This is a genomic window from Shimia sp. R11_0, assembly GCF_017744035.1.
GTDB classification, from domain to species: Bacteria; Pseudomonadota; Alphaproteobacteria; order Rhodobacterales; family Rhodobacteraceae; genus Shimia; species Shimia marina.
Genome location: NZ_JAGHQY010000005.1, coordinates 214,668 through 240,990, shown reverse-complemented (window position 1 = coordinate 240,990; position 26,323 = coordinate 214,668). Strand labels below are relative to the sequence as shown.

Here is a 26,323-nt window from a genome sequence, read left to right as displayed (position 1 = left end):
TCCGAAGATCCTTGAGCACAGAGTGCGGATTGGAGCAACGTGGCTGAACACAACGGGTCCGAAGCTGCCTTAAAGCGTCTCAGTTGGGTGATTTTCCTGACACGTATGGGCTTGTTTGCCGAAGCCGTGACACGGGTTTTCTGGCCGCTCTGGACTTTGGTTTTCTTTGTGCTGGCTGTTATTTTGGCCGGGGCATTGGACAGGATGCCCCTTGAAGCTGTGTGGTTGGGTGGCGTTGTCGCCGTCGGCATTGCGATCGCCTTTGTTGTGCTTGGTGTGCGACGGTTTGAATGGCCGAGCCAGGAGATGGCCGTGCGGCGTCTGGATGCGACACTTCCGGGGCGTCCCATTCAAGCGCTTCAGGACAGCCCCGCGATTGGGCGCAATGACAGTGCGTCACAGGCGCTTTGGCAGGCCCACCAAAGCCGGATGGCCGCTCGTACAGTGCAGGCGCGCCCGGTGTCTCCGGATTTGCGGATCTCCAGTTTAGACCCTTTTGGGCTGCGGTTCATTGCGCTGTTGTTTCTTATGACCGCTTTTGTTTTTGGATCGCTGTCAAATCTCACGGCAGTCAAGGATCTTGGGACAGCGCGCGGCGCGGCCTTGGCAAGTGGGCCGACGTGGGAAGGTTGGATTGAACCGCCGGTCTATACGGGGAAGCCTGCGATATATCTGAACGATCAGTCCGAAGGCACGCTGACCTTACCCCAGGGCAGCCGTGTGCTTTTGCGGCTATATGGGGAGGTGGGCGCTCTGACCGTGTCGGAAACGGTGTCAGGACGTGCAGGCGTGATCGAAAGCGCAGCGGATGCGGAGCAGAGTTTTGAGGTGTCTCAATCTGGCGCACTGGAGATTGCCGGGCCGGGCGGCGCAAGCTGGCAGATTGATATGCTCCGTGATGGCGCGCCGAAGGTTTCCGCGCGTGCGGCCCCCGAAACGTCAGATCGGGGCGAGATGACCCTGCGCTTTGAGGCGGTGGATGATTATGGCATCATCGGTGGCACCGCGCGCGTGGCTTTGGATTTGCCTGCGGTGGCGCGGATTTATGGGCTGACAGTGCCGCCTGAGCCGCGTGATCCCATCGAGGTCGCGCTGCCTTTGCCAATCTCTGGAGATCGGGCGCAGTTTGAAGACGTGCTCATCGAGGATTTCTCCAAACATGTTTGGGCACATCTACCGGTCAGGGTGACGCTTTTCGTTGAGGATGACACCGGCCAGAGTGGTACCACCGGGGCATTGTTGTTTGAGCTGCCTGCGCGGCGATTTTTTGATCCTTTGGCGGCGGCGGTGATTGAGCTGCGCCGGGATTTGCTCTGGTCCAAGGAAAATGGTCGGCGCGTGGCACAGATCATGCGGGCCCTTTCGCATCGGCCGGAAGAGGGCGTGTTTCGGCGGGACACAGATTATCTGCGGTTCCGTGCGATTTTGAGGCGTTTGGAAATCAATCTGGAACATGGGCTGCGCTATGAAAAGCGTGACGAATTTGCCGAGGCGCTCTGGGCTTTGGCCGTGGATCTGGAAGACGGGGATCTGGGCAATGCCGCGGAACGTTTGCGCCAGGCGCAGGAACGCTTGTCTGAGGCGATGAAAAACGGGGCCAGTGATCAGGAGATTGCCCGGCTCATGCAGGAGTTGCGTGAGGCCACTGAAGATTACATGCGAGAGCTGGCGCGGCGCAATCAGCAGGACGGCGAGGACGGTGGCGACCGCCAAAGCGCGGAAAACAGCATGCAGCTTGATCAGAATGATTTGCAGCGGATGATGGACCGCATTCAGGAATTGATGGAGCAGGGCCGCATGGCCGAAGCGCAGCAGGCTCTCGAAGAATTGCAGCGCCTGATGGAGAATATGCAAGTCACGCAGGGACAGGGGCAGCAGAGCCCCGGTGAACAGGCCATGGAAGGTCTGGCGGATACGCTGCGTGAACAGCAGGGCCTGTCGGATGAGGCCTTCCGTGAGTTGCAGGAGCAGTTCAACCCGGGTGCGCAATCGGGCCAATCGCAGGAAAATCAGGGCTACAGCGGTGGAGAAGGCCGTGGGCAGGCGCATGATGGCACGGGTGGTGCAGGTCAGGAAGACGGCTCTGGTGAAGGCGCCTCTGGGCAAGCGGATGCCGGAGAGACCGGAGAGCCGGGGGCGCTTGAGGATCGCCAGAATGCGCTGCGGCAGGAGCTGAGCCGTCAGTTGGGCGCCTTGCCGGGGCAGGGCTCACCTGAAGGCGATGCAGCACGGCAGGCGTTGCGCGGTGCGCAAGAGGCCATGGAAGGCGCGGAAGAGGCGCTGCGCGAAGATGATCTGGCCACGGCTATCGATCGTCAGGCCGAAGCGATGGATGCCCTGCGTGAAGGGATGCGCAGCCTTGGGGAGGCCATGGCGCAGCAACAACAGCAGGGACAACAGGGCACGGCAGAAGCTCAGGGACAGGGGCAGGACCCGCTTGGGCGCAGTCAGGGCAACCGTGGCGCTGCTGGAACCGATGAAGGCGTGTTGCAGGGCGAAGATGTGTACCGGCAGGCGCGTCGGTTGCTGGATGAAATCCGCCGCCGCGCCGGGGAAGCAGAGCGCTCAGAGGCGGAGCGCAGCTATCTGGAACGCCTGCTGGAGCGGTTTTGACCGCATATCAGCGCGCGGCTGGGGCTCTGCGTCGTCAACCAATCATCTGATTCAGCTTCAAAAACAGCTGCGCAATCTGATCATCAAGCCATATGCGCGTGGCATCGGCGGAGACCACGAAGCTCTCTATGTAAGGGGCCATGGCAGGGTACTTCTGGCTCAGCATGTCATGGGAGCCATAGACAAAGACCGCGCAGATCGCGAGCAGGACCACCAGACCAAACCCAAGCCTGAAGCCACGGGCACGGCGGGCCCGATTGTCCGGACCTTGTCCGAGATCGGGATTGCGTTGCGGCGTGGAGGTGCTGCGCAGGGTTGAATTGATGTCTTCGATATCTGGCAGAAGATCCCGGCGGGTGTCTTTTTTACGCGCGGCGGCTGGCTCTGCTGTGGGATCTGTCTCCTCAGAGCGGCGCGGCTTGCGCAGGGTGCTTTGGACAGTGGGCTCGATGCGCGTTGCCATAGGGGCAAGGGCTGCCGCTTCGTCCAGTCCTAGGTCGCCCTGTGTTTCCAGTGCTTGTGGTTCTTCGGCGGCGCGGGCCTGACTTTCGTACTCTGCTTCTGCGCGCAGAATGTCCGCGACAGAGTCGTCTATGCCACGGCGTTGGCGCTGTGGTTCGTCTTCTGGCTCTGGCGCTGTCTCCTCCGCTTCGGTACCAGTATCGTCTTCGGAAGTTTCATCCTGTGCCGTGAGCGTGTCGGCGTCTTCGCTGGCGACCTGCGCAATGGTATGTGCCAGCGCGGCTTCCAGGCTGTCATCATTTTCTGTCTCAGCCTCATCGCCAAACGTGGCCAAGGCTGCAGCGGTGCCGGATATCGTATCTTCTGGCTCGAGCCAAGCATCGTCTGTTTCCAGATCCCAATCCGCTGCATCCAGATCAAGATCATCAGCGTCTGTGCTTTCGTCCTCCAGAACGTCAGCTGGCTCTGTCTCGTCGGAGATGGACAGCGCAGGCGGTTCTACTTCCTCAAAGGGTTCCTGTTCCGATGCCAATGCTATGTCTTGCGAGACCATTGCCTCGTCAGGATCGTGTGGGGCACTGTCCGGCTCTTCGGAATGCGGGGCCTCAATGCTGGGATCCACATGGTCAGGATGGACCTGAAACCAAGTGTTGCCGCAGTTGGAACACTGCACATCCCGCCCGGAGGTCGGGATGATATCGTCCGGCACCTCATACTGCGCACCACAATTTGGGCAAGTCAGCCGCATCCTGATCCCCTGTTGATCCGTTCTTATACTTGTTTATGAACCATATTCTGTAACAAGCCATTGCGAAAGTGCAAAGCCTGCGCACAACGGATTGCAACCCAGCCGATGCTCGTGCACAACAATCGAGATATGAGAGGCCTGCTGTGATCGAACTGGACAATATTGCCTATAGCTATGGCGGTGGTGAGCTTTTGAGCGATGTGACGCTGAAGCTTGCGCCGGGATCGTTTCATTTTCTGACCGGCCCGTCCGGTTCTGGGAAAACGACCTTTATGAAGCTGTGTTACGGCGCGCTGACACCTACGGCAGGCCATGTGCATCTGTTTGGCAAAAACGTGCGTGAGATGAGCCGCGATGATCATGCCATGACACGGCGCCAAATCGGTGTGGTGCATCAGGATTGTCAGTTTCTGGATCATCTGCCACTGCGCGAAAATGTGGCGCTGCCACTGACGGTGTCGGGGCGGGATTCGCTGGAACAGCACTCCAATCTCAAGGAGCTGCTGACATGGGTCGGACTTGGACATCGCGCCGGTGCGTTGCCACCGGAGCTTTCAGGGGGGGAACGCCAGCGGGCGGCTTTGGCCCGTGCGGTGATCATGTCGCCGGAAATTGTCCTCGCAGATGAGCCAACCGGCAATGTGGACTGGGAAATGTCGCAGCGGTTGTTGCAGCTGCTGGTGGAACTCAATCGGATGGGAAAGACGATCCTGATTGCCACTCATGATCTGAATTTGATCCGCTCTGCCAAACATCATGTGCAGGCGCGCGTGTTGCGGATCTCGGGCCGCAAACTGCAGCTGGCGGGGGCGGATCTATGAGCCGGGGGTTGCGTTTGTCTGCGCTTGTGATGGGAGATGCTCAGGCCGATCGTATTGTGCCGCCCACCGGTTTCACCGCGCGGCTGACGTTATTTGCCGCAGGGGCCATGGCGTTTCTGACCGTTTTTGCTTTGGCGCTGTCCCTTGCCAGCGGGCGGTTGGCGACGCGTTGGGGGGATGAACTGGCGCAGAGTTCAACCCTGCGCATCTCCGCCCCCGCCGAACAGAAAGAGGCGCAGACCGCTGCGGCGCTGGCGGTTCTGGACAGCACGCCGGGGATCGCCTCGGCGCGGGCGCTGAGCCCGGATGAGCAGGCGGCGTTGTTGGCCCCCTGGTTTGGGGCCGATCTACCGATTGATACGCTGCCTATTCCGCAATTGATCGAGATTGTGGAAACGGAAGAGGGCTATGACGCGGCCGGGCTGCGGCTCAGACTGCAGGCAGAAGTCCCGGCTGCGGTGCTGGATGACCACACGCGGTGGCGGCGCCCGCTGGAACGCGCGGCATCGCGCCTGCGGTTGCTGGGCTGGGTGTCTATCCTACTGATTGGTGGGGCGACCGCCGCGATGATCACGCTTGCTGCCAATGCCGCGCTTGCCGCCAATTCGCAGGTGATTTCGGTGCTGCGTTTGATCGGCGCGCAGGATGACTATATTGCCAGTGCTTTTGTGCGCCGCTTTACCTTGCGGGCGCTCACAGGGGCCTTGGCCGGCACAGTGCTCGGTGCGCTCGCCGTTTTTCTTTTGCCGTCCGCGCAGGAAGAAGGTGGATTCCTTACCGGGCTGGGGTTTGAGGGGGCTGGCTGGGCGAGCTTGATCCTGATCCCCGGGCTCGCGGCTGTTGTGGCCTATTTTGCAACGCGGGCTGCGGCCCGAAAAACTTTGTCGGAGTTGACGTGATGCGCCTCGCTCTTCAATGGATTTTGTCCATCATTTATGTCGTTCAAAACGCCATCATGATGTTGGCGATGGGCATCGTTTTCTTCCCTTGGGCGTTGTTGTCTCCCAAAGGGGCCATGGCGGCCTGCAACAGCTATGCTACATGGGCGATCTGGACCGCGCGCTGGCTGGTGGGGATCCGCTGTGAAGTGCGTGGAGAGGTGCCAAGCGGGGCTGTGTTGATCCCCGCTAAGCACCAGTCGTTTCTCGATATTATGGTGATCTTCAAGGCACTGCCTCAGCCTCGCTTTATCATGAAATATGAGCTGCTCTTCACCCCCATTATTGGGGTCTATGCGTGGCGTTTGGGCTGTGTGCCTGTGCGGCGTGGCAAACGGGGTGCAGCGATCAAGGCAATGCTGGCAGATGTGGAGAGTGGTCGCGTGCCGCCCGGACAGCTTGCCATCTATCCACAGGGCACACGGGTGCCGGTGGGCGATTATGTGCCCTATAAGGTTGGCCCCTACGTGCTCTACCGTGAAACAGGGCAGGCGGCGGTGCCGGTTGCCACGAACTGTGGCATGTTCTGGCCCAAAGGCACGATGTTGCGCACACCGGGGCATGCGGTGGTCGAGTTTCTGGAGCCAATTGCACCCGGTTTGGACCAGAAAAGCTTTATGACGCAGTTGGAGGAGGTCATTGAAGACGGCTCCAATGCGCTGATGGCAGAAGCGGGGTTCGTACCGGCTAAGGGTGACCGCTGAATCGAAATGACGATGCGACGTGTGATTGCCACTACGGCGCCTCTATGTTTTTGCGCGTTTAAGGCGATGTGGTGGGACCTATAGGCCGCGTGCTGTTTTCATGGTATGATATCCTTTTTTGAGGTTTGTTATGCCCAGTGTTAAATATCTTTTTGTTCATACCGCCGCGGCGGATATCCGAAATGTCGATGCAGCCAAAATTGACGAATGGCACCGGGCCAAGGGATGGAATGGTATCGGATATCACTATGTTATCCTGGATGACAGCCACGATCTCAAACCGGACGGGCAAGTTGAGACAGGTCGGGCTGAACACAAAAATGGAGCGCATGTTTACGGCGTAAACGCGATATCGTTGGGAATTTGCTGTGCGGGACATGGCAACATAAGAGACTTCACACATGCTCAGAAGCAATCGCTCGTAAAGCTATTGGTGGGTTTGGCCGAAAAATACAGTGTTCCAACATCGAACATATTGGGGCATCGAGAAGTGAATATGTTAGTTGATCAGGGTATTGTAGGATCCTACGCTAGGACGACTAAATCCTGCCCCGGAGATAAAGTGGATATGGATGCTATGCGTAGCGCCGTTGAAATGGCCAGAGGGGACTCAGGTACGGGGCCAGTTGCAGGTCAGGTTAGCCCGACTGATGCCGTTGAGGCTTTGAAGGTGTTAGCAAAATCCGAAGCCCTTATGGGGGATGCCGTTGACGAATGGCGGCAATTTTTATTCAACGGGGAAATTCAATCTTTGATTGAGAGCGTCTGAAAAGACGAGGTTGGTACAGAGGCAGTCGGCCTGCCTCTGTACCAACTTATTTAGCTGTGGATCGCACCGTCACCACAGGCGAGCGCGGCTTCGCGCACGGCCTCAGAATAGGTTGGGTGTGCGTGACATGTGAGAGCGATGTCCTGTGCAGAGGCACCAAATTCCATCGCCACGCAGAGCTCGTGGATCATGTCGCCGGCTGCTGGGCCAATGATGGCGGCACCAAGCACGCGGTCGGTTTCTGCGTCTACGATGATCTTCACAAAGCCGTCACCCTGATGCACCGCTTTGGCGCGGGCGTTGCCCATGAACATGAACTTACCCACTTTGATCTTACGGCCTTCGGCTTTCAGAGCGGCTTCGGTGGCGCCCACGGTGGCAACTTCGGGGGTGGTGTAGACCACGCCGGGGATCACGCCGTAGTTCACATGGCCATGTTTGCCTGCGATGACCTCGGCAACAGCCATGCCCTCATCCTCGGCTTTATGTGCCAGCATCGGGCCTTCGATCACATCGCCGATGGCGTAGATGCCCGCCACATTGGTGGCCCAATGTGCGTTGGTGGCGATCTGGCCGCGTTCTGTCATCTTCACACCCAGAGCGTCCAGGCCCAGACCTTCGGCGAAAGGCTTACGGCCAGCGGCAACCAGCACCACATCCGCATCCAGAACCTCTTCGCTGTCTGGCGATTTCTTGAGCGCGTATTTGACTTTGGCTTTGGTTTTGGTGGTCTCAACGCCGGAGACAGCCGCCCCCATGACAAATTTCAGACCCTGCTTTTCCAAGATACGCTTGAAGGTGCGCTGAACATCCGCGTCCATGCCGGGGCAGACGGCGTCCATATATTCCACCACCGTCACATCGGAGCCAAGGCGCGCATAGACGGAGCCCAGTTCCAGACCAATCACGCCTGCGCCGATCACGGCCATCTTCTTGGGAATCTTGGGCAGATCGAGCGCGCCGGTGCTGTCGATCACGATGCCTTTGTCGTTATCGACCTCCACGCCGGGCAGCGACGAAGGCACAGAGCCGGAGGCGATGACGATGTTCTTGGTCTCATGTACCTCATCGCCGACTTTGACTTTGCCCGCCGCAGGGATGGAGGCCCAGCCTTTGAGCCATTCGATCTTGTTCTTCTTCATGAGGAACTCGATGCCGCCGGTGTTCTGTCCGACGACGTCGGACTTATAGGCTTTCATCTGATCCCAATCCACAGAGGGGCTTTTGCCTTTCAGGCCCATGTCGGCGAAGTTGTGCTCGGCCTCATGCAGCATGTGGGTGGCGTGCAACAGAGCCTTGGAGGGGATACAGCCCACGTTGAGGCAGGTGCCGCCCAGTGTTTCGCGGCCTTCCACGATGGCGGTTTTCAGGCCCAGCTGGGCGCAGCGTATGGCGGACACATAGCCGCCGGGGCCCGCGCCGATGATGATGACGTCATATTGTGCCATGTTGAGGGTCCTTTTGATTAGGGCAGACCGGGCGATGTTTGCTTGTGGTGCCGGGTCCAGGTCTTGAGGTTTGTGAGGTTAGATAAGGGCTGCGATGAGCATTGCCATCGTTGCAAAGAAACCCACCATCCAGATGAGGGTGCGCCATGGCTGCCAGCCAAGTGCGTAGGCAGGCACGTAGAGCAGGCGCGCGGCAAGGTAGGCCGTTGCGCAGCCTGTGGTGACGGAAGAGGACTGACCTGAGAGCGTGACCACCAGCGCGGCGATGCCAAAAAGCACAAGGCCTTCGGTGTGGTTGCTGAGCGCGCGGTGCATGCGGCCAGAGGCGCCGGGGCGTTTGCCGTCTTCATCCCGTGGCCCCATGGCCCAGTTGAGATCCATTTTGCCATGGCTGACGGCAAGATAGGCGAAGAACTGCAGCCCCCAGAGCAGGGCGGCATAAGTCAGGATGGTCAGTTCATAGGTCATGGGTGCGTCCTTTTGACGGAGGGGGAGCTATGAGACGGTTGTTTTTCAGAGGGGCTCTGCCCCTGACACATCTTCGATGTGTCTACCCCGGGATATTTAGGGTCAAATGAAGGAGAGAGTAGCACTGTCATTCAGAGGCTCTCCTTTTTGTTGTTAAACACTGCAATGTTCTCGAGACGAGCTAACGCGAGTTGACTGGGGTAAACAAAAAGAAAGCAGACAATGAGGAACCCCAAAAAATTTGGTTCCTTGTGCCCACGAGTTTCATGAAAGTGATGCAGCCCTTCGAGGTGATTCATGATGGCAAAGCCAACAAATGCAGAGGTGAAAAACAGGGGAGCGCCAAGGAGAAAGAAGCGAAGATTGCGCCTTTTTCCCGTCAAATAAAGGTTTGCGTCGCATCCGTCACATTTGTGAGCTTCTGTTTTATTCCATCCACGCCAGGGGTTGGTCTTGGTCAAGCGGCTTGCGACTTGCAAGGTTCTGCATTCCGGGCAGCGCATGCCGCAGATCTTGGAAAGGAGCATCGGGCGTTCGCCTTTTCGGAGCCTACTTATGCGTGCTGGGGTTTGCGTGGAGCGCATCTCATCCCTCCGCACGTGCCAAGTCTGGCGCAGCGCATTTGGCACAGCAGGTGACCGGCCACCCAGTCTTGTCAAAGGCAACCCTGCGCTTTGGCAGGAGGGGCCTAAAGCACCCACCCCGAGGTCCGGGCGACGCCCTATATTGGGGAAGGATGGTCACTGATTGATCCTTTGCGTGGTGTGGTGCGCAGTGAATGCGCACGCTACGGGGGGAGGGTGCGCCCTTGGGGCGCACCGCAGTCGTTACAGATCCATCAGCAGGCGGCGTGGGTCTTCCAGCGCTTCTTTCACGCGTACGAGGAAGGTCACGGCACCTTTGCCGTCCACGATGCGGTGATCATAAGACAGCGCCAGATACATCATCGGACGGATCACAACCTGCCCGTTGATCGCCATGGGGCGGTCCTGAATTTTATGCATGCCCAGAATACCGGACTGCGGTGGGTTCAGGATCGGCGAAGACATCAGAGAGCCATAGACACCACCATTGGAGATGGTGAAGGTGCCGCCCTGCATTTCCGCCATGGAGAGCTTGCCGTCACGCGCGCGTTTGCCTTTCTCGGAGATGGCTTTCTCGATCTCGGCAAAGGACATGGCGTCGGCATCCCGGATCACCGGCACAACCAGACCCTGTGGCGTGCCCGCAGCCACACCCATGTGCACATAGTTCTTGTACACAATGTCAGTGCCGTCGATTTCGGCGTTTACCTCAGGCACTTCTTTGAGCGCATGCACACAGGCTTTGGTGAAGAAGGACATGAAGCCCAGACGCACGCCGTGCTTCTTCTCAAAGTCGCCTTTGTACTGGTTGCGCAGCGCCATCACCTCGGTCATGTCGACCTCATTGTAGGTGGTGAGCATCGCGGCGGTGTTCTGGCTGTCTTTCAGACGGCGCGCGATGGTCTGGCGCATCTTGGTCATTTTCACGCGCTCTTCGCGTGCGGCATCATCTGCGGCAACCGGTGCGCGGGGGGCCGCTGCCACAGCAGGAGCTGGTGCGGCGGGGGCCAGTGCGGCTTTCATGACGTCTTCTTTCATAATTCGTCCATCTCGGCCTGTGCCGGTGACGGAGGCCGGATTGATGCCTTTTTCGGCCATCAGTTTGTTGGCGGAGGGCGCATTCTCCACATCTGCGGACGCCGCAGGTGCAGCAGCAGCGGCAGGCGCAGCAGCCGGGGCGGCGCTTGCGGATCCGCTGGCACCGCCGATGACGGCGAGTTTTGCAGTGGCGTCGACGGTTGTGCCTTCGGGAGCGATGATTTCGCTCAGCACACCTGCGGCAGGGGCTGGGACTTCCACAGACACTTTGTCGGTTTCCAGTTCGCAGAGCATTTCATCCTGCGCCACGGTGTCGCCAACAGCCTTGAACCATGTGGAGACGGTCGCTTCGGTGACGGACTCGCCCAGAGTTGGCACCATCACGTCAACGGCCTCGCCGCCACCGTTGGCGGCTGGAGCGGCCGCCGGAGCGGCCTCAGCCGCAGGGGCAGGGGCTGCGCCATCACCCGCCACGAGGGTTGCGAGCAGCGCATCAACACCCACGGTGTCGCCTTCTGCGGCCACGATCTCACCGAGCACACCTGCCGCAGGGGCGGGCACTTCGACGGTCACTTTATCGGTTTCCAGCTCGCAGAGCATTTCATCCACGGCAACCGCATCACCCGGTTTTTTGAACCAGGTGGCAACGGTGGCTTCGGTGACGCTTTCACCAAGGGTGGGGACTCGAACTTCGGTCATGGATCAGTTTCCTTCCATGGAGAGCGCGGCATTCACCAGCGCGGCTTGTTGTGCTTTGTGTTGGCTTGCCAGACCTGTGGCGGGCGACGCAGATGCGGCGCGACCGGCATAGGTCGGACGGGTGTGTTTGGCTTTGATGCGGGTCAGGGCCCACTCAATGTTGGGTTCGATGAAGGACCATGCGCCCTGGTTCTTGGGCTCTTCCTGACACCAGACCATCTCGGCATCTTTGAAGCGATCCAGTTCCTTGATCAGCGAATGCGCCGGGAACGGATAATATTGCTCAATGCGCAGCAGATAGATGTCGTCAATGCCGCGTGCATCGCGCTCTTCCAGCAGGTCATAGTAGACCTTGCCGGAACACATCACGACGCGCTTGATGTCTTTGTCTGCCTTCAGTTTGGTGTCAGAATGGCCTTTTTCGGCGTCATCCCAGAGCACGCGGTGGAAGGAAGAGCCGTCGGTGAAGTCCTCAACATCGGAGATGCAGAGCTTGTGGCGCAGCAGGGACTTTGGCGTCATCAGGATCAGCGGCTTGCGGAAGGTGCGGTGCAGCTGACGGCGCAGGATGTGGAAGTAGTTCGCTGGCGTGGAGCAGTTGGCCACAATCCAGTTGTCGCCGCCACACATCTGCAGGAAGCGCTCCAGACGCGCCGAGCTGTGCTCTGGCCCCTGACCCTCAAAGCCATGTGGCAGCAGGACGGTCAGACCGGACATGCGCAGCCATTTGCTTTCACCGGAGCTGATGAACTGATCAAACATGATCTGTGCGCCGTTGGCAAAGTCGCCAAACTGCGCTTCCCAGAGGGTCAGCGCGTTGGGCTCTGCCAGTGAGTAGCCATATTCAAAACCCAGCACCGCATACTCAGATAGCGCGGAGTCGATCACCTCATACTGGCTTTGGCCTGCACGGATGTTGTTGAGCGGGTAGTAGCGCTCTTCGGTGTCCTGATTGATGATGCCGGAGTGGCGCTGAGAGAAGGTGCCGCGGGTGGCGTCCTGACCGGCCAGACGCACAGGGTAGCCTTCGGTCATGAGAGAGCCGAACGCCAGTGCTTCTGCGGTGGCCCAGTCAAAGCCTTTTCCGGTTTCAAACATCTTGCCACGCGTGTCCAGAAGGCGCCCAACGGTCTTATGCACCGGGAAACCCTCAGGGACAGAGGACAGTGCCTTGCCGACATCCTGCATGGTTTCAGATTTGATCGAGGTCTGGCCGCGCTCATAGTCTTCGCCACGTTTGTCCAGATGTGACCAGCGCCCATCGAGCCAGTCGGCTTTGTTGGGTTTGTAGTCTTTGCCGATCTCAAACTCAGTGTTCAGATGCGCTTGGAAGGTGGCCTTCATATCCTCGATTTCGCCTTCGGGGATCAGGCCGTCTTTCACCAGGCGCTCCGTGTAGAGCGTTAGCGTGGTTTTGTGCTTTTTGATGCGCTTGTACATCACCGGGTTGGTGAACATGGGCTCGTCGCCCTCGTTGTGACCAAAGCGGCGGTAGCAGAACATGTCGATGACGACATCTTTCTGGAACTTCTGACGGAATTCCGTCGCCACTTTCGCCGCATGCACAACCGCTTCTGGGTCGTCGCCGTTCACGTGGAAGATCGGCGCTTCCACAACCAGTGCGTTGTCGGTTGGATACGGGGAGGAGCGAGAGAAGTGCGGCGCGGTGGTGAAACCGATCTGGTTGTTCACCACGATGTGCATGGTGCCGCCGGTCTTGTGACCCTTCAGGCCAGACAGGGCAAAGCATTCTGCCACAACACCCTGACCCGCAAATGCGGCGTCGCCGTGCAGAAGGATCGGCATGACAGCCGTGCGGTTGTCATCGTTCAGCTGGTCCTGCTTGGCGCGCACCTTGCCCAGCACAACCGGGTTCACCGCTTCAAGGTGAGACGGGTTTGCCGTCAGCGACAGGTGGACGGAATTGCCATCAAACTCACGGTCTGAGGAGGCACCGAGGTGATATTTCACGTCGCCGGAGCCATCCACATCTTCTGGTTTGAAGCTGCCGCCCTGAAATTCGTTGAAGATGGCGCGGTAGGGTTTGGCCATCACATTTGCCAGAACGGACAGACGCCCCCGGTGGGGCATGCCGATGACGATCTCTTTGACGCCAAGGTTGCCGCCGCGTTTGATCACCTGTTCCATGGCTGGGATCAGGCTTTCGCCCCCGTCCAGACCAAAGCGTTTGGTGCCCATGTATTTCACATGCAGGAATTTCTCAAAGCCTTCGGCCTCAACCAGCTTGTTGAGGATCGCCTTACGGCCTTCGCGGGTGAAGGTGATCTCTTTGTCATAGCCTTCAATGCGCTCTTTCAGCCAGCTCGCCTCTTCGGGGTTGGAGATGTGCATGTACTGCATCGCAAAGGTGCCGCAGTAGGTGCGCTTCACGATGTCCATGATCTGGCGCATGGTGGCAATATCCAGCCCCAGCACCTTGTCGATGAAGATCGGGCGATCCATGTCGGCGTCAGAGAAGCCGTAGGACTTTGGATCCAGCTCTGGATGGGGGGTTTGATCGCGCATGCCCAGCGGGTCGATGTCGGCAATCAGGTGACCGCGAATACGATAGGCGCGGATGATCATCAGGGCGCGGATGCTGTCCAGCACTGCGCGTTTGATCGCTTCATCAGAGACCTCAACGCCTTTTTCGGCGGCTTTCTCTTTGATCTTTTTACCGGCGGCCTTGGCCTCGGCGGGTTCGGCCCATTCGCCGGTCAGGCTCTGGGTCCAGTCGTCATTTGGCTGCGGAGGCCAGTCAGCGCGCGCCCAAGACGGGCCGGCGGCTTCGGCTTTGACATCCAGTTCCGCATCACCAAGTTGGCGGAAGAACTCCTGCCAGACTTCGTCAACCGCGTTAGGGTCGGTGGCATAGCGGGCATACATCTGCTCGAGGTATTCCGCATTGTGCCCCTGCATAAAGGAGGAGGCGTGGAAGATGTCGTTTGGCGACTGTTCGGTCATGATGGCACCTCATGGAGACTGGGACCGGTTTTGATTTTGACCCCAGAGAGAGCGGGGTGGGGGTAGATGAACGCGGGAACGTTTCAAAACACTTAGCGTGTAATGTATTTAACGCTCAGAGGGGGGCGTTCACCTTTTGGTTATGGGCGCACTGCTTAACAGGCGAAGCGCCCGCACCGATTGGGTGCGAACGCTGACGCTTGGAAAGATATGGTGCGCAAAGGGCCAAGTTAGCCCAGCTCGATCGCTTTGAGCACAGCTTCGCCGAGGCCGGCTGGGCTGTCTGCTACGACGATGCCAGCTTCCTGCATTGCCGCGATCTTGTCTTCTGCGCCACCTTTGCCACCGGCAACAATCGCACCGGCGTGGCCCATGCGGCGGCCGGGAGGCGCTGTACGGCCTGCGATGAAGCCCGCGGTTGGCTTCCAGCGGCCTTTTTTGCGCTCATTGGCAAGGAACTCTGCGGCTTCTTCTTCCGCGGACCCACCGATCTCACCGATCATGATGATGGACTGAGTTTCATCGTCAGACAGGAACATGTCCAGCACGTCGATGTGCTCGGTGCCTTTGATCGGGTCGCCGCCGATGCCCACAGCAGTGGACTGGCCCAGACCGATGTCTGCGGTCTGTTTAACCGCTTCATAAGTCAGGGTGCCGGAGCGGGACACAACGCCCACGGAGCCACGCTTGTGGATGTGGCCCGGCATGATGCCGATTTTGCAGGCATCAGGCGTGATCACACCTGGGCAGTTTGGACCGATCAGGCGAGACGCGGAACCTTCCAGCGCGCGCTGTACCTTCATCATGTCAAGAACAGGAATGCCTTCGGTGATGCAGATGATCAGTTCCATTTCCGCATCAATCGCTTCGAGGATCGAGTCTGCCGCGAAGGGGGGCGGAACATAGATCACGGAAGCATTGGCTTCGGTTTTTGCCTTTGCGTCATGTACGGAGTCAAAGACCGGCAGGCCCAGATGCTCCATGCCACCTTTGCCCGGGGTCACGCCGCCGACCATTTTGGTGCCATATGCGATGGCTTGTTCAGAGTGGAAGGTGCCCTGAGAGCCGGTGAAGCCCTGACAGATGACCTTAGTGTTTTCGTCGATGAGGATTGCCATGTGATTGGCTCCTTTAATTTTTTGAGATAGCGGTCACTTCGAGAATGAGAAAATCGACGCCGGGCGCCTTTTCGCTCAGTCTGGGAGTTGACCAACCTGAATAATCAACGGGTATTCCTGTACCTCGGAAATCGTTGCCAAAGGCGTTTATCGGCTTGCCGATAGATGCCGTTTCTTCGGCGAGCATTTCGTCGAGGCTGTCTTGGGTGCCCCAACGAACTGCACAGGTTGAGCGGGTTTCGCTGACTTGCTCAACATCGAGATAGAGGTGTTTGCCGCTTACATATCCTGAGACGCGTCGCGCATTGCTCTCTGGTGATTTACCGGATTTTGCGCGTAGCTCTGCGACTTTGGCTTTCGCTGCCTCAAACTCGGGGAAGGAGGCAACGCAGTACTTTTCAAAGAAAGAAAAACCCTCAGCCATAGTCACAGACTGGATAGTTGACGCCGAAGCGACCTTCGCAGCTTTTGAGTCTTCCATTGGCTCAACAGACGTTTGGCATGCCGCCAAGGGGAGAGCGCACAAAAGAAGTGAAAGTCGTCTCATGACGATTATCCCTTAACCGCTTTCACGATCTTCTCGGCACCGTCAGACAGGTTGTCAGCAGCGATCACATCAAGACCGGAGGTGTTGATGATCTCTTTGCCAGCTTCCACGTTGGTGCCCTCAAGGCGCACAACCAGAGGAACCTTCAGGCCAACCTCTTTCACAGCCGCCACAACGCCTTCTGCGATCACATCACAGCGCATGATGCCGCCGAAGATGTTCACGAGGATGCCTTTGACGTTTGGATCAGAGGTGATGATCTTAAACGCTTCGGTCACTTTCTCTTTGGTCGCACCGCCACCTACGTCGAGGAAGTTGGCAGGTTCTGCACCGTAGAGTTTGATAATGTCCATGGTGGCCATCGCGAGGCCCGCACCGTTCACCATGCAGCCGATTTCACCGTCCAGAGCGATGTAGTTGAGGTCATATTTGGAGGCCTCAAGTTCTTTTGGATCTTCTTCGGTTTCGTCGCGCAGCTCGGCCACGTCTGGGTGGCGGTACACGGCGTTGCCGTCAAAGCCGACTTTGGCGTCGAGCACTTTGAGTTTGCCACCTGGCATGACGATCAGAGGGTTGATCTCCAGCTGCTCCATGTCTTTTTCCATGAAGGCTTTGTAGAGAATGCCCATCAGCTTCACGCATTCTTTGACCTGTGCGCCCTCAAGGCCCAGAGCAAAGGCAACGCGGCGGCCGTGGTAGGCTTGGTAGCCGGTGGCCGGGTCAACGGAGAAGGACAGGATTTTCTCTGGAGTGGCTTCGGCCACTTCCTCGATGTCCATGCCGCCCTCGGTGGAGCAAACGAAAGACACGCGGGAGGTCTGGCGATCCACGAGCAGAGCCAGATAGAGCTCGCGCTCAATGTCGGACCCATCTTCGATGTAGATGCGGTTCACTTGCTTGCCAGCAGGGCCGGACTGGTGAGTCACAAGGGTGCGGCCCAGCATTTTCTTCGCTTCTTCAGCGGCTTCTTCGACGGATTTGGCAAGACGGACACCGCCTTTTTCGCCTGCATCCGCTTCCACAAAGGAGCCTTTGCCACGGCCACCGGCGTGGATTTGTGCTTTTACAACCCAGAGCGGGCCATCAAGCTCACCAGCGGCGGTTTTGGCATCTTCTGCTTTCAGAACAACGCGGCCTTCGGACACCGGAGCGCCGTAGGAGCGAAGCAGGGCTTTCGCCTGATATTCATGGATGTTCATAGAACTGGTCCCATATTGCTGCGATTGGAGGAGTTCTGACACAGCTCTGAGCGTGGGATAAGTAAATTCGACCAAGAAGGTGGATTTTTTCTAATTTGTGATCACAGGGTGAAAAAGCGTGATCACAAATTGATAAATTCTTAACGCACACAGAGAAGCGTTAGCGGAAAAGTCTTATTCCTATGGGATTCTATGTCAGCGGGCGGCGTGCATTTTGAAATGCGCCCTAGCCGTCATTTCTGTTGGGGCAGAGGATTGGCTGGATGAGACTGGATGAGATAAGGGCAGCGTCGCAGGCGCCACCCATCATTGCCTCTGGAGGCGTCAATCCGCAGGCATGAACTCAGTCCGCCTGAAGCACGAAGGCGTGTTCGATCAAGCCAAAGGCACCGGGCAGCTGGATATGGCGCAGGGAATAGGCTTTGCCATTGATTGTGGTGACGCTTGTGCCGTTTGCATGGCTGATGCCCAGCGTGCCAAAGAGCGCCTCCTGCGCGTTGGCCTTGCTCACGCTGTCCTGAGTGATGGCCGTGACGGCGCATTCATAGGCGTATTGGCTCGCGATGTTCACCTGAACGGAGTTGCCGCCAGACGGGCTGAACTCGGTATTTGTGGCAAAGATCTGATCCGGGCCGGGGCGCTCGACATCCATGTTCTGTTGGGCTGCCGCTTTGGCGATGGAATCGACATTCGGGGTATGGCGCAAGCAGGTGGCCTGAAACAAGGCGACGGCCCCGCTCAGATCGGTGTTGGAGCTTGCGCCGGGGGCGACAACGTCAATCACTTCGGTCGGGGAAATGCCAAGCGCCTCAAGATTTTCGCCAATGTTCTGGGCATTTGCCGCAAGCAGGCCGGGTGTTGCATAGCCGGTGTTTGGACCTGGCGTATAGGGCAGTTGAGACTGAGGCCCACTGCGGATGTTGGGCGCAGTGCTTGAGCCACAGGATGCGAGGGTGGCAATGAGAACGGTGCAGAGAGAGGCGCGTAAAAAGGTGGCCATGCAGAAAATCCTGTGCCGGAATAGTATGATATATCTGTGATCTTCTTAGGTTGGTGCGCTCTATGCAATCAAAAGAAGAGATGATGGCGGATCTTTTTCCTTAAAGATAGAAAAAGGCCCGCGAGTTTCGCGGACCTTTGGAATGTTCTATCGGCTGTCGGTGGGCCTTATGCCAGCGAGCTGTCGATGCCTTTGCAAGCGTCCACGAGGCCTTTGACGGCGTTTACAGAAGTGTCAAACATCTCTTGCTCTTCTTTGTTGAGCTTGATGTTCACAACTTTCTCTACGCCGCCAGCGCCGATCACGGTTGGCACGCCAACATACATGTCTTTCACGCCCAGATCGCCGTCACAGTAAGCGGCACATGGCAGAACGCGCTTCTGATCTTTCAGGTAAGCTTCGGCCATTTCGATGGCGGAGGCCGCTGGTGCGTAGAAGGCAGAGCCGGTTTTCAGCAGGCCAACGATTTCTGCGCCACCGTCACGAGTGCGCTGTACCATGGCGTCCAGCTTCTCTTGTGTGGTCCAGCCCATTTCGATCAGGTCTGGCAGAGGGATACCGGCAACGGTGGAGTAGCGCACGGAAGGCACCATGGTGTCGCCGTGTCCGCCCAGAACAAAGGCTGTCACGTCACGCATGGAGACGTTGAACTCTTCGGCGAGGAAGTGACGGAAGCGTGCGGAGTCCAGAACACCCGCCATGCCGCAGACTTTGTGGGTTGGTAGGCCGGAGAATTTCTGCAGCGCCCAAACCATCGCGTCCAGCGGGTTGGTGATGCAGATCACGAATGCGTCTGGTGCGTTGTCGCGGATGCCTTCGCCAACGGATTTCATGACTTTCAGGTTGATGCCCAGAAGGTCATCGCGGCTCATGCCTGGCTTACGTGCCACACCTGCGGTCACGATGCAGACGTCTGCGCCAGCGATCGCGGAGTAGTCGGATGTGCCGGACATGGCGGCGTCGATTTTCTCAACAGGGCCGGATTCTGCGATGTCGAGTGCTTTGCCCTGAGGCAGGCCGTCTGCGATGTCGAAAAGAACAACGTCACCAAGTTCTTTGATTGCAGCGAGGTGGGCGAGCGTGCCGCCGATGTTACCTGCGCCGATGAGGGCGATCTTAGGTCTTGCCATTGGATCAATCTCCGGTCCGGTTGAATATCGCGGCTGGCTTAAGTCGAAAATGGCTTTGACGCAAGTGTTTGCACCTGCAGAACGGCCAACTGACGCAGGGCGACCAAGATTCAATCAATCTTCGGGCGAGTGTTGGGGCGCGACGTAGGTGCGCTTGATTTGCCGGTGTCGCTATGGGTAGATGGGGCAAGAAATGACACTCTTACTAAGGATGCAAAGCGATGACTTCTGCGACAAAAACCCTGATGGCACTGGCTCTCGTGGGCATGACCGTATCGGCCTGTGGTGGCGGCGGGAACAGCACCACGACTGTGCAGACTGTGGCGATCGGCGATCAGCTCGCTTCGTTGGAAAAGGCTTACTCTGAAGGTCTGGTGACGGAAAAAGAATACAAACAACAGCGTAAGAAAATTCTGGATGAAAGCTGAAGATAAGACGTGTTCGGAGCCAGTTTTTGATGTGTTTCAGTGACTGATTCTGTCTCGTTTTTCTTACTTGCACCGATTGCGGTGATGTTTGCAGGCATCTCCAAAGCCGGCTTCGGCTCTGGAGCCGCTTTTGCAAGTGCAGCATTGCTGGCGGTCATTTTGCCGCCAGCGCAAGCCCTCGGATTGATGTTGCCCTTGTTGATGTTGATCGATCTTGTAACTCTGCGCCCTTATTGGCGGCGCTGGAGTGTGCAGGATGCCTGGGTTTTAATTCTTGGCGGGATTCCGGGCGTACTGGCCGGGGTGGCCCTGTTTCGGATCGCCAACGATGACGCTCTGCGGCTGTTCATAGGCGTGATCTCGCTTGCCTTCGTGATTTGGCAGCTCTGGCCGCGCAAAGGCGCGCGCGGGGCATTACCGTTCCAAGCCGGTATTGTGGCGGGCACTGTGACTGGGTTTACGAGCTTTGTGAGCCATGCGGGAGGGCCACCTGCAGCGGTGTATCTTCTTTCGCGTGGCTTGGATAAGACAACCTATCAGGCGACCACCGTGTTGGTGTTCTGGGCGATCAACTTTGCCAAAGCGATCCCCTACGCCTTTATGGGGATATTTGCCTATGACACCTTGCAGGCAGGGGCTCTTCTTGCACCCTTTGCCCTGTTGGGGGCTTATCTGGGCGTGAAGCTCCATCACGCAGTGCCAGAAAAGCTCTTCTTTGCGTTGACCTACGTTCTGTTGACAGCCACAGGTGCGAAGCTGATTTTTGATGCTTTGACGTGACTTACCGGTTCAGGCGTCATCACCTTCTTTAGGAAGCACTTCCGCAAGCTCTTCATAAGCTTGGCCGGTCGCCATCAAGCAAGTGGAGCCGTTAGGCATCGTCACAGTGATTGTCCAGCTGCCTGAGCTTTCGGATGCAAAAATCTCGACAACGGCACCTTGTGTGCCCAACCCCAATGCCTGTCGCGATTCTCCGTATTTCTCCGCAAGTCGTTCGACAACGGTGTCACGCTTGGCGCAGTGGCGCAGAGATTGCGCATGGGTGAGAGTGGCGCTCAGAGCGAGGATGCTCAGGCTGGAAGTCAGGGTTAGAAGCGTCTTTTTCATCTGGTTTCCTTTCAGGAAATTCTTGTCACGCTCACGAGCTTTGCCTGTGATGCGCGCCATATGTGTCCGGTGCTTCGCCTCTTCTTGTTGTATTTGGCCCTCTGGCCAGGTCTTCCTCCCATAGGAAGCGATGAGAACAGTCTGCGCTGATGGGGCCGAAAAAATGGTTAACGCGGCGTGCAAAACCAAAATGGCTGCATTTAGGGCGCGCTGACGGAGCGTTTTTTCTGCAATGCGGCAAGATTGTCCTTGAAGTTATCTGAGAAAAATGCACCTCTCTGCGCAACAATATTACGGAGAAGAGTTTCATGGATCAGCGCGCACGCCCCTATCGTTCGGTTCTGTATATTCCGGGTTCTAAGGATCGGGCCCTCGAAAAAGCACGCGGATTGCCGGTGGATGCCATTATCTTTGATCTGGAAGATGCCGTGGCGCCGGATGAAAAAGTCAACGCACGCGCGACTTTGGCAGCGGCGCTGGAGCAGGGCGGGTATGGCAACCGGATGCGCATCGTGCGCATCAATGGGCTGGATACGCAATGGGGCGAGGCGGATGCCAAGGCGGCCGCAAGTATGGATTGCGATGCTGTGTTGTTGCCAAAGGTGGAAACGACGGCGCAGCTTGATGCGCTGGTTGCCTTGATTGGTGACAAACCGATCTGGGCCATGATGGAAACACCTCGTGGCATGCTCAATGCGGCAGAGATTGCGGCGCATCCGCAGTTGAGCGGCTTTGTGATGGGCACCAATGACCTCGCCAAAGAGCTGCAAACGCGTTTCCGGCCCGACCGTTTGCCGATGATGGCGGGGCTTGGCCTGTGTCTGCTGGCAGCCAAGGCTGAGGGAATTGTCGTGGTGGACGGGGTGTATAACGCCTTCAAAGACGCCGAAGGGCTCAAGGTTGAATGTGATCAGGGCCGGGATATGGGCTTTGATGGCAAAACTCTGATCCATCCCGCGCAGGTAGATGTTGCGAATGCGGCCTTTGCCCCATCTGAGGCGGAAATCGATTTGGCGCAGCGTCAGATTGCGGCCTTTGAAGACTGTGAAGCCAGTGGTCAGGGGGTGGCCGTGGTAGATGGTAAAATCGTTGAGAACCTCCATGTGGTGACCGCACGTGAAATACTTGCAAAGGCGGATGCAATTGCCGCTCTGGAGGGGTAGTTTCTGACCCAAGACCAACCGGAGAATTTGGCTCTGCAATCGTGTCGGGCCAAACCTCCAAATCCAGCGGAGAGCGAGATGACACTATTGGTTCTTGGGGTATTGTTGTGGGCGGCGGCCCATCTGTTCAAGCGGGCACTGCCAGATGTGCGCGCAGGTATGGGAGACAAGGGCAAAGCTCTTGTGGCTTTGGCGATTGCTGTGTCGATTGTTTTGATGGTGATCGGCTATCGCATGGCAGAAGTCGAAGATGTGCTGTGGATCGCGCCAAGCTTTGCCTACCATGTGAACAATCTTTTGGTTTTGATTGCGATCTTCATGATGAGCCCGGCACCGCGCAAAGGCAGGCTTCTCAACAAGATGCGCCATCCCATGCTGACAGGCTTTGCCCTTTGGGCGGCAGCGCATCTTTGGGTGAACGGAGATATGCCTTCGTTGATCCTGTTTGGGGGGCTGCTGCTCTGGGCGTTGGTGGAAATGCAGGTGATCAACAAAGCCGAAGGCGCCTGGTCTCCATCAGAAACAGGGACGATCGCAAAGGATGGCATGTTCTTTGTGGCTTCGATACTCCTCATGGGGGTGATCGGATATATTCATGGTCTGATCGGTCCAAACCCATTTGGAGGCTAAACACATGAAACTTTACCGTTTTCTTTCTGAGGAAGACACATCGGCATTCTGTCACAAAGTGACAGATGCGCTTAACAAGGGGTGGGAGCTTTACGGCTCGCCAACACAGACTTTCTGTCAGGCCACAGGCGTTATGCGCTGCGGTCAGGCGGTGGTGAAAGAGGTGGACGGCACCTACACCCCGGAGACCAAACTGGGAGAACACTGATGGCCAAGACCAATCCGGGCCGGTTTTTTGAAGACTACACGCTGGGTCAGGTGATCGAGCACGCGGTGCCACGCACTGTTGGGGCAGGGGAGCGGGCATTGTATCACGCGCTCTACCCCGCGCGTCATGCGTTGTATTCAAGTGATGAGTTTGCGCGGGCCTCTGGCTTGCCTGGCGCGCCCCTGGATGATCTGGCCGCGTTCCATGTGGTTTTTGGGAAAACGGTTCCGGATGTGTCGCTGAACGCGGTGGCAAACCTTGGCTATGCTGAAGGCCGCTGGCTCAAGCCGGTTTATGCTGGCGACACGTTGCGGTCCACCTCTGAAGTGATTGGTCTGAAACAGAACTCCAACGGTAAGACCGGGGTGGTCTATGTGCGCACCCGCGGCATGAACCAACGTGACGACGTGGTCATGGAGTATGTGCGTTGGGTGATGGTGCGCAAACGCGATGTGGATGCGCCGGCGCCTGAAACAGTGGTGCCGGAGCTGTCCAAGGTGATTGCTCCTGCGGATCTTGTGATCCCTGAGGGGCTCACCTTTGCCAACTACGATTTCGCGCAGGCTGGCGAGACGCATCGCTGGGGCGATTATGAGATCGGCGAGACCATTGATCACGTGGACGGTGTGACGCTTGAAGAGGCAGAACATATGATGGCGACGCGCCTGTGGCAGAACACGGCCAAGGTGCATTTTGATGCCACGTTCCGCCCCGATGGGCAGCGCTTGATCTATGGCGGCCATATCATCTCGCTGGCCCGTGCATTGAGCTTCAACGGTTTGGCCAATGCACAGATGATTGTGGGATTGAATGGCGGCGCGCATGCCAATCCTGCCTTCTCTGGGCTGACGGTCAAAGCGTGGTCTGAGGTCTTGGATAAGGCAGAAACCTCTGCGCCGGGCGTTGGGGCCATCCGTCTGCGCCTTGTGGCGACCAAAGGCGGCGCGCCATTTGAGTTGAAAGGTGACGATGGGAAGTACCAACCCGAGGTTCTGCTTGATCTTGACTATTGGGCCTTGATGCCGATCTGATCGGTGCATGATAAGATCTTTACTCACCGCAATAACCTTATCTTTGGCCTGCCCCGCGCAGGCCGAGATTTCTTTTGAACACTCAGATGAAGAGACGCTGGCGTTTGTCGAAGGCAATGTGCTGGGGATTTTTTATCACGAGCTGGGTCACGCGCTGATCGATGTGATGGGGTTGCCCATTTTCGGTCAGGAAGAGGACGCAGCCGATGTGCTCTCAATTTTCCTGATTGACGCCTTTTATGAGGAAGAGAGCGCCGTGCAGCTCGCCTATGATGCTGCCTTTGGGTTTCTCGGTGAGGCGGACGCCGTCGAAGAAATTGCGTTCTGGGATGTGCATGGCCCAGATATGCAGCGATATTTCAATACGGTTTGTCTTTTCTACGGAGCCAATCCGGAGGAGCGGGAGGACGTGGCTGCAGATTTGGGTCTGCCAGAGGAGCGTGCGGCCTATTGCCCGGATGAATATGATCAAGCGGCGCAGAGCTGGGGCGGTGTATTAGACGAGATCATGGATTCTAGCGGTGCTGAGACCTTTGTGCTTGGCGAAGTTACCGTGGAAACCGATGGCGGGCGGTTGACCAAGGATGTGGTTGCGCAAGAAATTGCAGCGTTGAATGGTGAGTTCAAATTGCCGCAAACGCTCACCGTTTCAGTAATCCCCTGTGGGGAGGCGAACGCCTACTATGATCCGGAAGCGGTTGAAATCGTCATGTGCACTGAGTTTGCCGATGTGCTCGCGAATATGGCTCCGGATTTTTGACGCACACAGGGAGTTGATCACGCATCCTGCGGTCCTCCGCTAGGTTGAGGCTTATGCGACCTTGGATATCTTTGGGAATGGCTTTTGCCGCTTTGCCCTGTGCTGGGCGGGCCTGTGAGTTGGCTTTGTTGCTCGCGGTGGATGTATCGGGGAGCATTGATGCGGCAGAATACAGGTTGCAGATGGATGGGTTGGCTTTGGCCTTGCGGGACGGGATTGTTGTAGAAGCGCTGGTGGAGCAGCGCGCAGCTGTTGCGCTCATGCAGTGGACAGGGGCGGGGCGGCAATATATCGGCGTGCCATGGACCTCTATCGCATCTTCTGAACAGGCCAAGGATTTTGCAGATCAGGTAACGGCAATGCCCCGCCAGTGGCACCAGTATTCCACAGCGATTGGTGACGCGTTGGTGGCTGCGGATCATGTCTTTGAAAATGGGCCAGAGTGTAGGCGGCGTGTTGTGGACGTCTCCAGCGATGGCATTTCCAACGAAGGCACGGTGATACAGGAGGGGCGGCGCGCGCTCAGAGCGCGGGGTGCCACGGTCAATGCTTTGGTAATCGAAACAGACGACAGTGACCTGACGGGCTATTTCTGGGAAAATGTGATCACAGGACCGGGTGCTTTTGTGGTTACGTCAAACGGGTTTGAGGAATACCCGGAGCGCATACGTCAAAAGCTGGTGCGCGAAGTCGCGAAGCAACTGGCCGAGTTGAGGAATTGATGGTGTGATGTATATAAACTGTGAGCGCAAACACTTCATGGGGGTCGCCATTTGCCTATGGGGTGCCGTTAATCACTATGTTTTTCTGACAAAAAGACTCTGTTTGATATTTGTGATCACGAATAAAAATGCGTGATCACAAAATTAAGAAAATCCGCAGGATTGCGCCAAAAAACCGCGGCATTTAGGTGATCGTAACGGTGACAGTCGGCAAAAATGCGGTAGAAGAACGCAAGAGAACCGGAAAGGATTCAAAATGGCTGACGTGAAAAGGATCGAGCGACCGCTCTCGCCGCACCTGTCGATCTATCGCCCACAGATGACATCTGTGTCTTCCATCATGGTGCGTATCACCGGAATTGCCCTTATTCCGATCACGGCGATTGTCGTGTGGTGGCTTCTTGCGGCTGCGATCTCTGAAACGGCTTTTGCGTTTATCGATGGTCTTATGCGCAGCTGGCTGGGAGATCTGTTTTTGATCGCTGCAAGCTGGGCGGCGTATTATCACATGCTTGGCCGCCTGCGCCATGTGATCTGGGACTTCGGCTATTGCCTTGAAATCAACGTTGCGTTGAAACTGGGCGCTGGCATGTTCATTGGCGCCACTGTGCTGACCATTCTGACCGCACTGATCGTGTAAGGAGCTGGATTGATGAACTTTCTTACTGACCGTAAGCGCGCCCAAGGCATGGGTGCTTCTGGCCAAGGCACGCATCACCACTGGCAGATGATGGTGAGCTCTACGTTGTTGGTCGTTCTGATCCCGGCGTTTGTCATCACCTTCGGCCTTAGCCTGGGTGGCACCTATGAAGAGGTTCTGGCCTTCTATGCCAAACCTGTTCCCGCCATTATTTCTGCACTGACTTTGATCGTTGGCGTTGTGCACATCATGCGTGAAGCGCAGATGGCGATTGAAGATTATATGCATGGCTTGGCAGAGAAGCTCACTTACATCGCCGTAGGTGCGCTTTGCTACACAATGATCGCCGTGGGCTTGTTTGCTCTCGTCAAACTCGCCCTGTGA

General features: G+C 57.3%; 27 protein-coding genes. 15 read left to right on the top strand and 12 right to left on the bottom strand.

Annotated elements, in window-relative coordinates; translation table 11 throughout:
• Window positions 1–39: 39 nt before the first annotated feature.
• Window positions 40–2,613 (top strand): TIGR02302 family protein, encoded by a 2,574-nt coding sequence (locus J7382_RS12560; RefSeq protein ID WP_348540026.1) that lies wholly within the window; start codon window positions 40–42, stop codon window positions 2,611–2,613.
• Window positions 2,614–2,647: 34 nt separating this feature from the next.
• Here the strand turns inward: J7382_RS12560 and J7382_RS12555 are convergent, their stop codons facing one another.
• A complete protein-coding gene (locus tag J7382_RS12555; protein WP_209069353.1) occupies window positions 2,648–3,823 on the bottom strand; it encodes a zinc-ribbon domain-containing protein in 1,176 nt (391 codons plus the stop codon).
• A 143-nt stretch (window positions 3,824–3,966) separates the two neighbouring features.
• Between J7382_RS12555 and J7382_RS12550 the strand changes: the two genes are divergently transcribed.
• From J7382_RS12550 to J7382_RS12535, 4 genes are all read left to right on the top strand, one after another.
• A complete protein-coding gene (locus tag J7382_RS12550; RefSeq protein WP_058241409.1) occupies window positions 3,967–4,644 on the top strand; it encodes an ATP-binding cassette domain-containing protein in 678 nt (225 codons plus the stop codon).
• A complete protein-coding gene (locus J7382_RS12545; protein ID WP_209069352.1) occupies window positions 4,641–5,543 on the top strand; it encodes an FtsX-like permease family protein in 903 nt (300 codons plus the stop codon). Before J7382_RS12550 ends, J7382_RS12545 begins: the two co-directional genes overlap by 4 nt.
• Entirely contained in the window at window positions 5,543–6,286 is a 744-nt protein-coding gene (locus J7382_RS12540; protein WP_209069351.1) for a lysophospholipid acyltransferase family protein, read from the top strand. Before J7382_RS12545 ends, J7382_RS12540 begins: the two co-directional genes overlap by 1 nt.
• Window positions 6,287–6,416: 130 nt before the next feature.
• A complete protein-coding gene (locus tag J7382_RS12535) occupies window positions 6,417–7,055 on the top strand; it encodes an N-acetylmuramoyl-L-alanine amidase (RefSeq protein WP_209069350.1) in 639 nt (212 codons plus the stop codon).
• A 50-nt stretch (window positions 7,056–7,105) separates the two neighbouring features.
• Here J7382_RS12535 and lpdA read toward each other — a convergent pair whose 3' ends face one another.
• The 10 genes from lpdA to mdh form a co-directional block, all read right to left on the bottom strand.
• Window positions 7,106–8,503, bottom strand: coding sequence for a dihydrolipoyl dehydrogenase (gene lpdA, locus J7382_RS12530; RefSeq protein ID WP_209069349.1), 1,398 nt, complete (start codon window positions 8,501–8,503; stop codon window positions 7,106–7,108).
• 78 nt (window positions 8,504–8,581) lie between these two features.
• A complete protein-coding gene (locus J7382_RS12525; protein WP_209069348.1) occupies window positions 8,582–8,971 on the bottom strand; it encodes an MAPEG family protein in 390 nt (129 codons plus the stop codon).
• A gap of 131 nt (window positions 8,972–9,102) precedes the next feature.
• A complete protein-coding gene (locus J7382_RS12520; RefSeq protein ID WP_209069347.1) occupies window positions 9,103–9,498 on the bottom strand; it encodes a hypothetical protein in 396 nt (131 codons plus the stop codon).
• Between the two features lie 300 nt (window positions 9,499–9,798).
• Window positions 9,799–11,292, bottom strand: coding sequence for a 2-oxoglutarate dehydrogenase complex dihydrolipoyllysine-residue succinyltransferase (gene odhB / locus J7382_RS12515; protein ID WP_209069346.1), 1,494 nt, complete (start codon window positions 11,290–11,292; stop codon window positions 9,799–9,801).
• Between the two features lie 3 nt (window positions 11,293–11,295).
• Window positions 11,296–14,256, bottom strand: a complete 2,961-nt coding sequence (locus J7382_RS12510) for a 2-oxoglutarate dehydrogenase E1 component (RefSeq protein ID WP_209069345.1) — start codon at window positions 14,254–14,256, stop codon at window positions 11,296–11,298.
• A 230-nt stretch (window positions 14,257–14,486) separates the two neighbouring features.
• The gene (sucD, locus tag J7382_RS12505) at window positions 14,487–15,374 is read right to left on the bottom strand and encodes a succinate--CoA ligase subunit alpha (RefSeq protein ID WP_209069344.1); all 888 of its coding nucleotides are present in this window, start codon (window positions 15,372–15,374) and stop codon (window positions 14,487–14,489) included.
• Window positions 15,375–15,387: 13 nt separating this feature from the next.
• A complete protein-coding gene (locus J7382_RS12500) occupies window positions 15,388–15,921 on the bottom strand; it encodes a hypothetical protein (RefSeq protein WP_209069343.1) in 534 nt (177 codons plus the stop codon).
• A gap of 5 nt (window positions 15,922–15,926) precedes the next feature.
• Window positions 15,927–17,120, bottom strand: coding sequence for an ADP-forming succinate--CoA ligase subunit beta (sucC, locus tag J7382_RS12495; RefSeq protein ID WP_209069342.1), 1,194 nt, complete (start codon window positions 17,118–17,120; stop codon window positions 15,927–15,929).
• 343 nt (window positions 17,121–17,463) lie between these two features.
• Window positions 17,464–18,120 carry a hypothetical protein gene (locus tag J7382_RS12490; protein WP_209069341.1) on the bottom strand — a complete coding sequence of 219 codons (657 nt, stop codon included), beginning with the start codon at window positions 18,118–18,120 and terminating at the stop codon, window positions 17,464–17,466.
• A 167-nt stretch (window positions 18,121–18,287) separates the two neighbouring features.
• Window positions 18,288–19,250 (bottom strand): malate dehydrogenase, encoded by a 963-nt coding sequence (gene mdh / locus J7382_RS12485; RefSeq protein WP_058241421.1) that lies wholly within the window; start codon window positions 19,248–19,250, stop codon window positions 18,288–18,290.
• Window positions 19,251–19,471: 221 nt separating this feature from the next.
• Between mdh and J7382_RS12480 the strand changes: the two genes are divergently transcribed.
• Entirely contained in the window at window positions 19,472–19,678 is a 207-nt protein-coding gene (locus J7382_RS12480; RefSeq protein ID WP_058241422.1) for an SHOCT domain-containing protein, read from the top strand.
• Between the two features lie 84 nt (window positions 19,679–19,762).
• A complete protein-coding gene (locus tag J7382_RS12475; protein ID WP_058241570.1) occupies window positions 19,763–20,458 on the top strand; it encodes a sulfite exporter TauE/SafE family protein in 696 nt (231 codons plus the stop codon).
• A 9-nt stretch (window positions 20,459–20,467) separates the two neighbouring features.
• Here J7382_RS12475 and J7382_RS12470 read toward each other — a convergent pair whose 3' ends face one another.
• Window positions 20,468–20,785: a hypothetical protein gene (locus J7382_RS12470; RefSeq protein ID WP_209069340.1), complete on the bottom strand. Its 318-nt coding sequence runs from the start codon at window positions 20,783–20,785 to the stop codon at window positions 20,468–20,470.
• A gap of 308 nt (window positions 20,786–21,093) precedes the next feature.
• On the opposite strand from J7382_RS12470, the gene J7382_RS12465 reads away from it, so the two are divergent.
• The 8 genes from J7382_RS12465 to sdhD all read left to right on the top strand — a co-directional run bounded on the left by J7382_RS12465 (window position 21,094) and on the right by sdhD (window position 26,323).
• The gene (locus J7382_RS12465) at window positions 21,094–21,948 is read left to right on the top strand and encodes a CoA ester lyase (RefSeq protein ID WP_209069339.1); all 855 of its coding nucleotides are present in this window, start codon (window positions 21,094–21,096) and stop codon (window positions 21,946–21,948) included.
• A gap of 78 nt (window positions 21,949–22,026) precedes the next feature.
• A complete protein-coding gene (locus J7382_RS12460; protein WP_209069338.1) occupies window positions 22,027–22,578 on the top strand; it encodes an NnrU family protein in 552 nt (183 codons plus the stop codon).
• A gap of 4 nt (window positions 22,579–22,582) precedes the next feature.
• Window positions 22,583–22,786, top strand: coding sequence for a DUF1737 domain-containing protein (locus J7382_RS12455; protein WP_058241425.1), 204 nt, complete (start codon window positions 22,583–22,585; stop codon window positions 22,784–22,786).
• Complete coding sequence (locus J7382_RS12450) at window positions 22,786–23,817, top strand: MaoC family dehydratase (RefSeq protein WP_209069337.1); 1,032 nt, start codon at window positions 22,786–22,788, stop codon at window positions 23,815–23,817. The genes J7382_RS12455 and J7382_RS12450 overlap by 1 nt, the downstream gene beginning before the upstream one ends.
• A gap of 7 nt (window positions 23,818–23,824) precedes the next feature.
• Complete coding sequence (locus J7382_RS12445; protein ID WP_209069336.1) at window positions 23,825–24,577, top strand: DUF4344 domain-containing metallopeptidase; 753 nt, start codon at window positions 23,825–23,827, stop codon at window positions 24,575–24,577.
• Between the two features lie 77 nt (window positions 24,578–24,654).
• On the top strand, window positions 24,655–25,299 hold the full coding sequence (locus J7382_RS12440; protein ID WP_247744987.1) for a DUF1194 domain-containing protein: 645 nt from the start codon (window positions 24,655–24,657) through the stop codon (window positions 25,297–25,299).
• A 256-nt stretch (window positions 25,300–25,555) separates the two neighbouring features.
• Window positions 25,556–25,939, top strand: a complete 384-nt coding sequence (gene sdhC / locus J7382_RS12435; RefSeq protein WP_209069334.1) for a succinate dehydrogenase, cytochrome b556 subunit — start codon at window positions 25,556–25,558, stop codon at window positions 25,937–25,939.
• Window positions 25,940–25,951: 12 nt separating this feature from the next.
• A complete protein-coding gene (sdhD, locus tag J7382_RS12430; protein ID WP_058241430.1) occupies window positions 25,952–26,323 on the top strand; it encodes a succinate dehydrogenase, hydrophobic membrane anchor protein in 372 nt (123 codons plus the stop codon).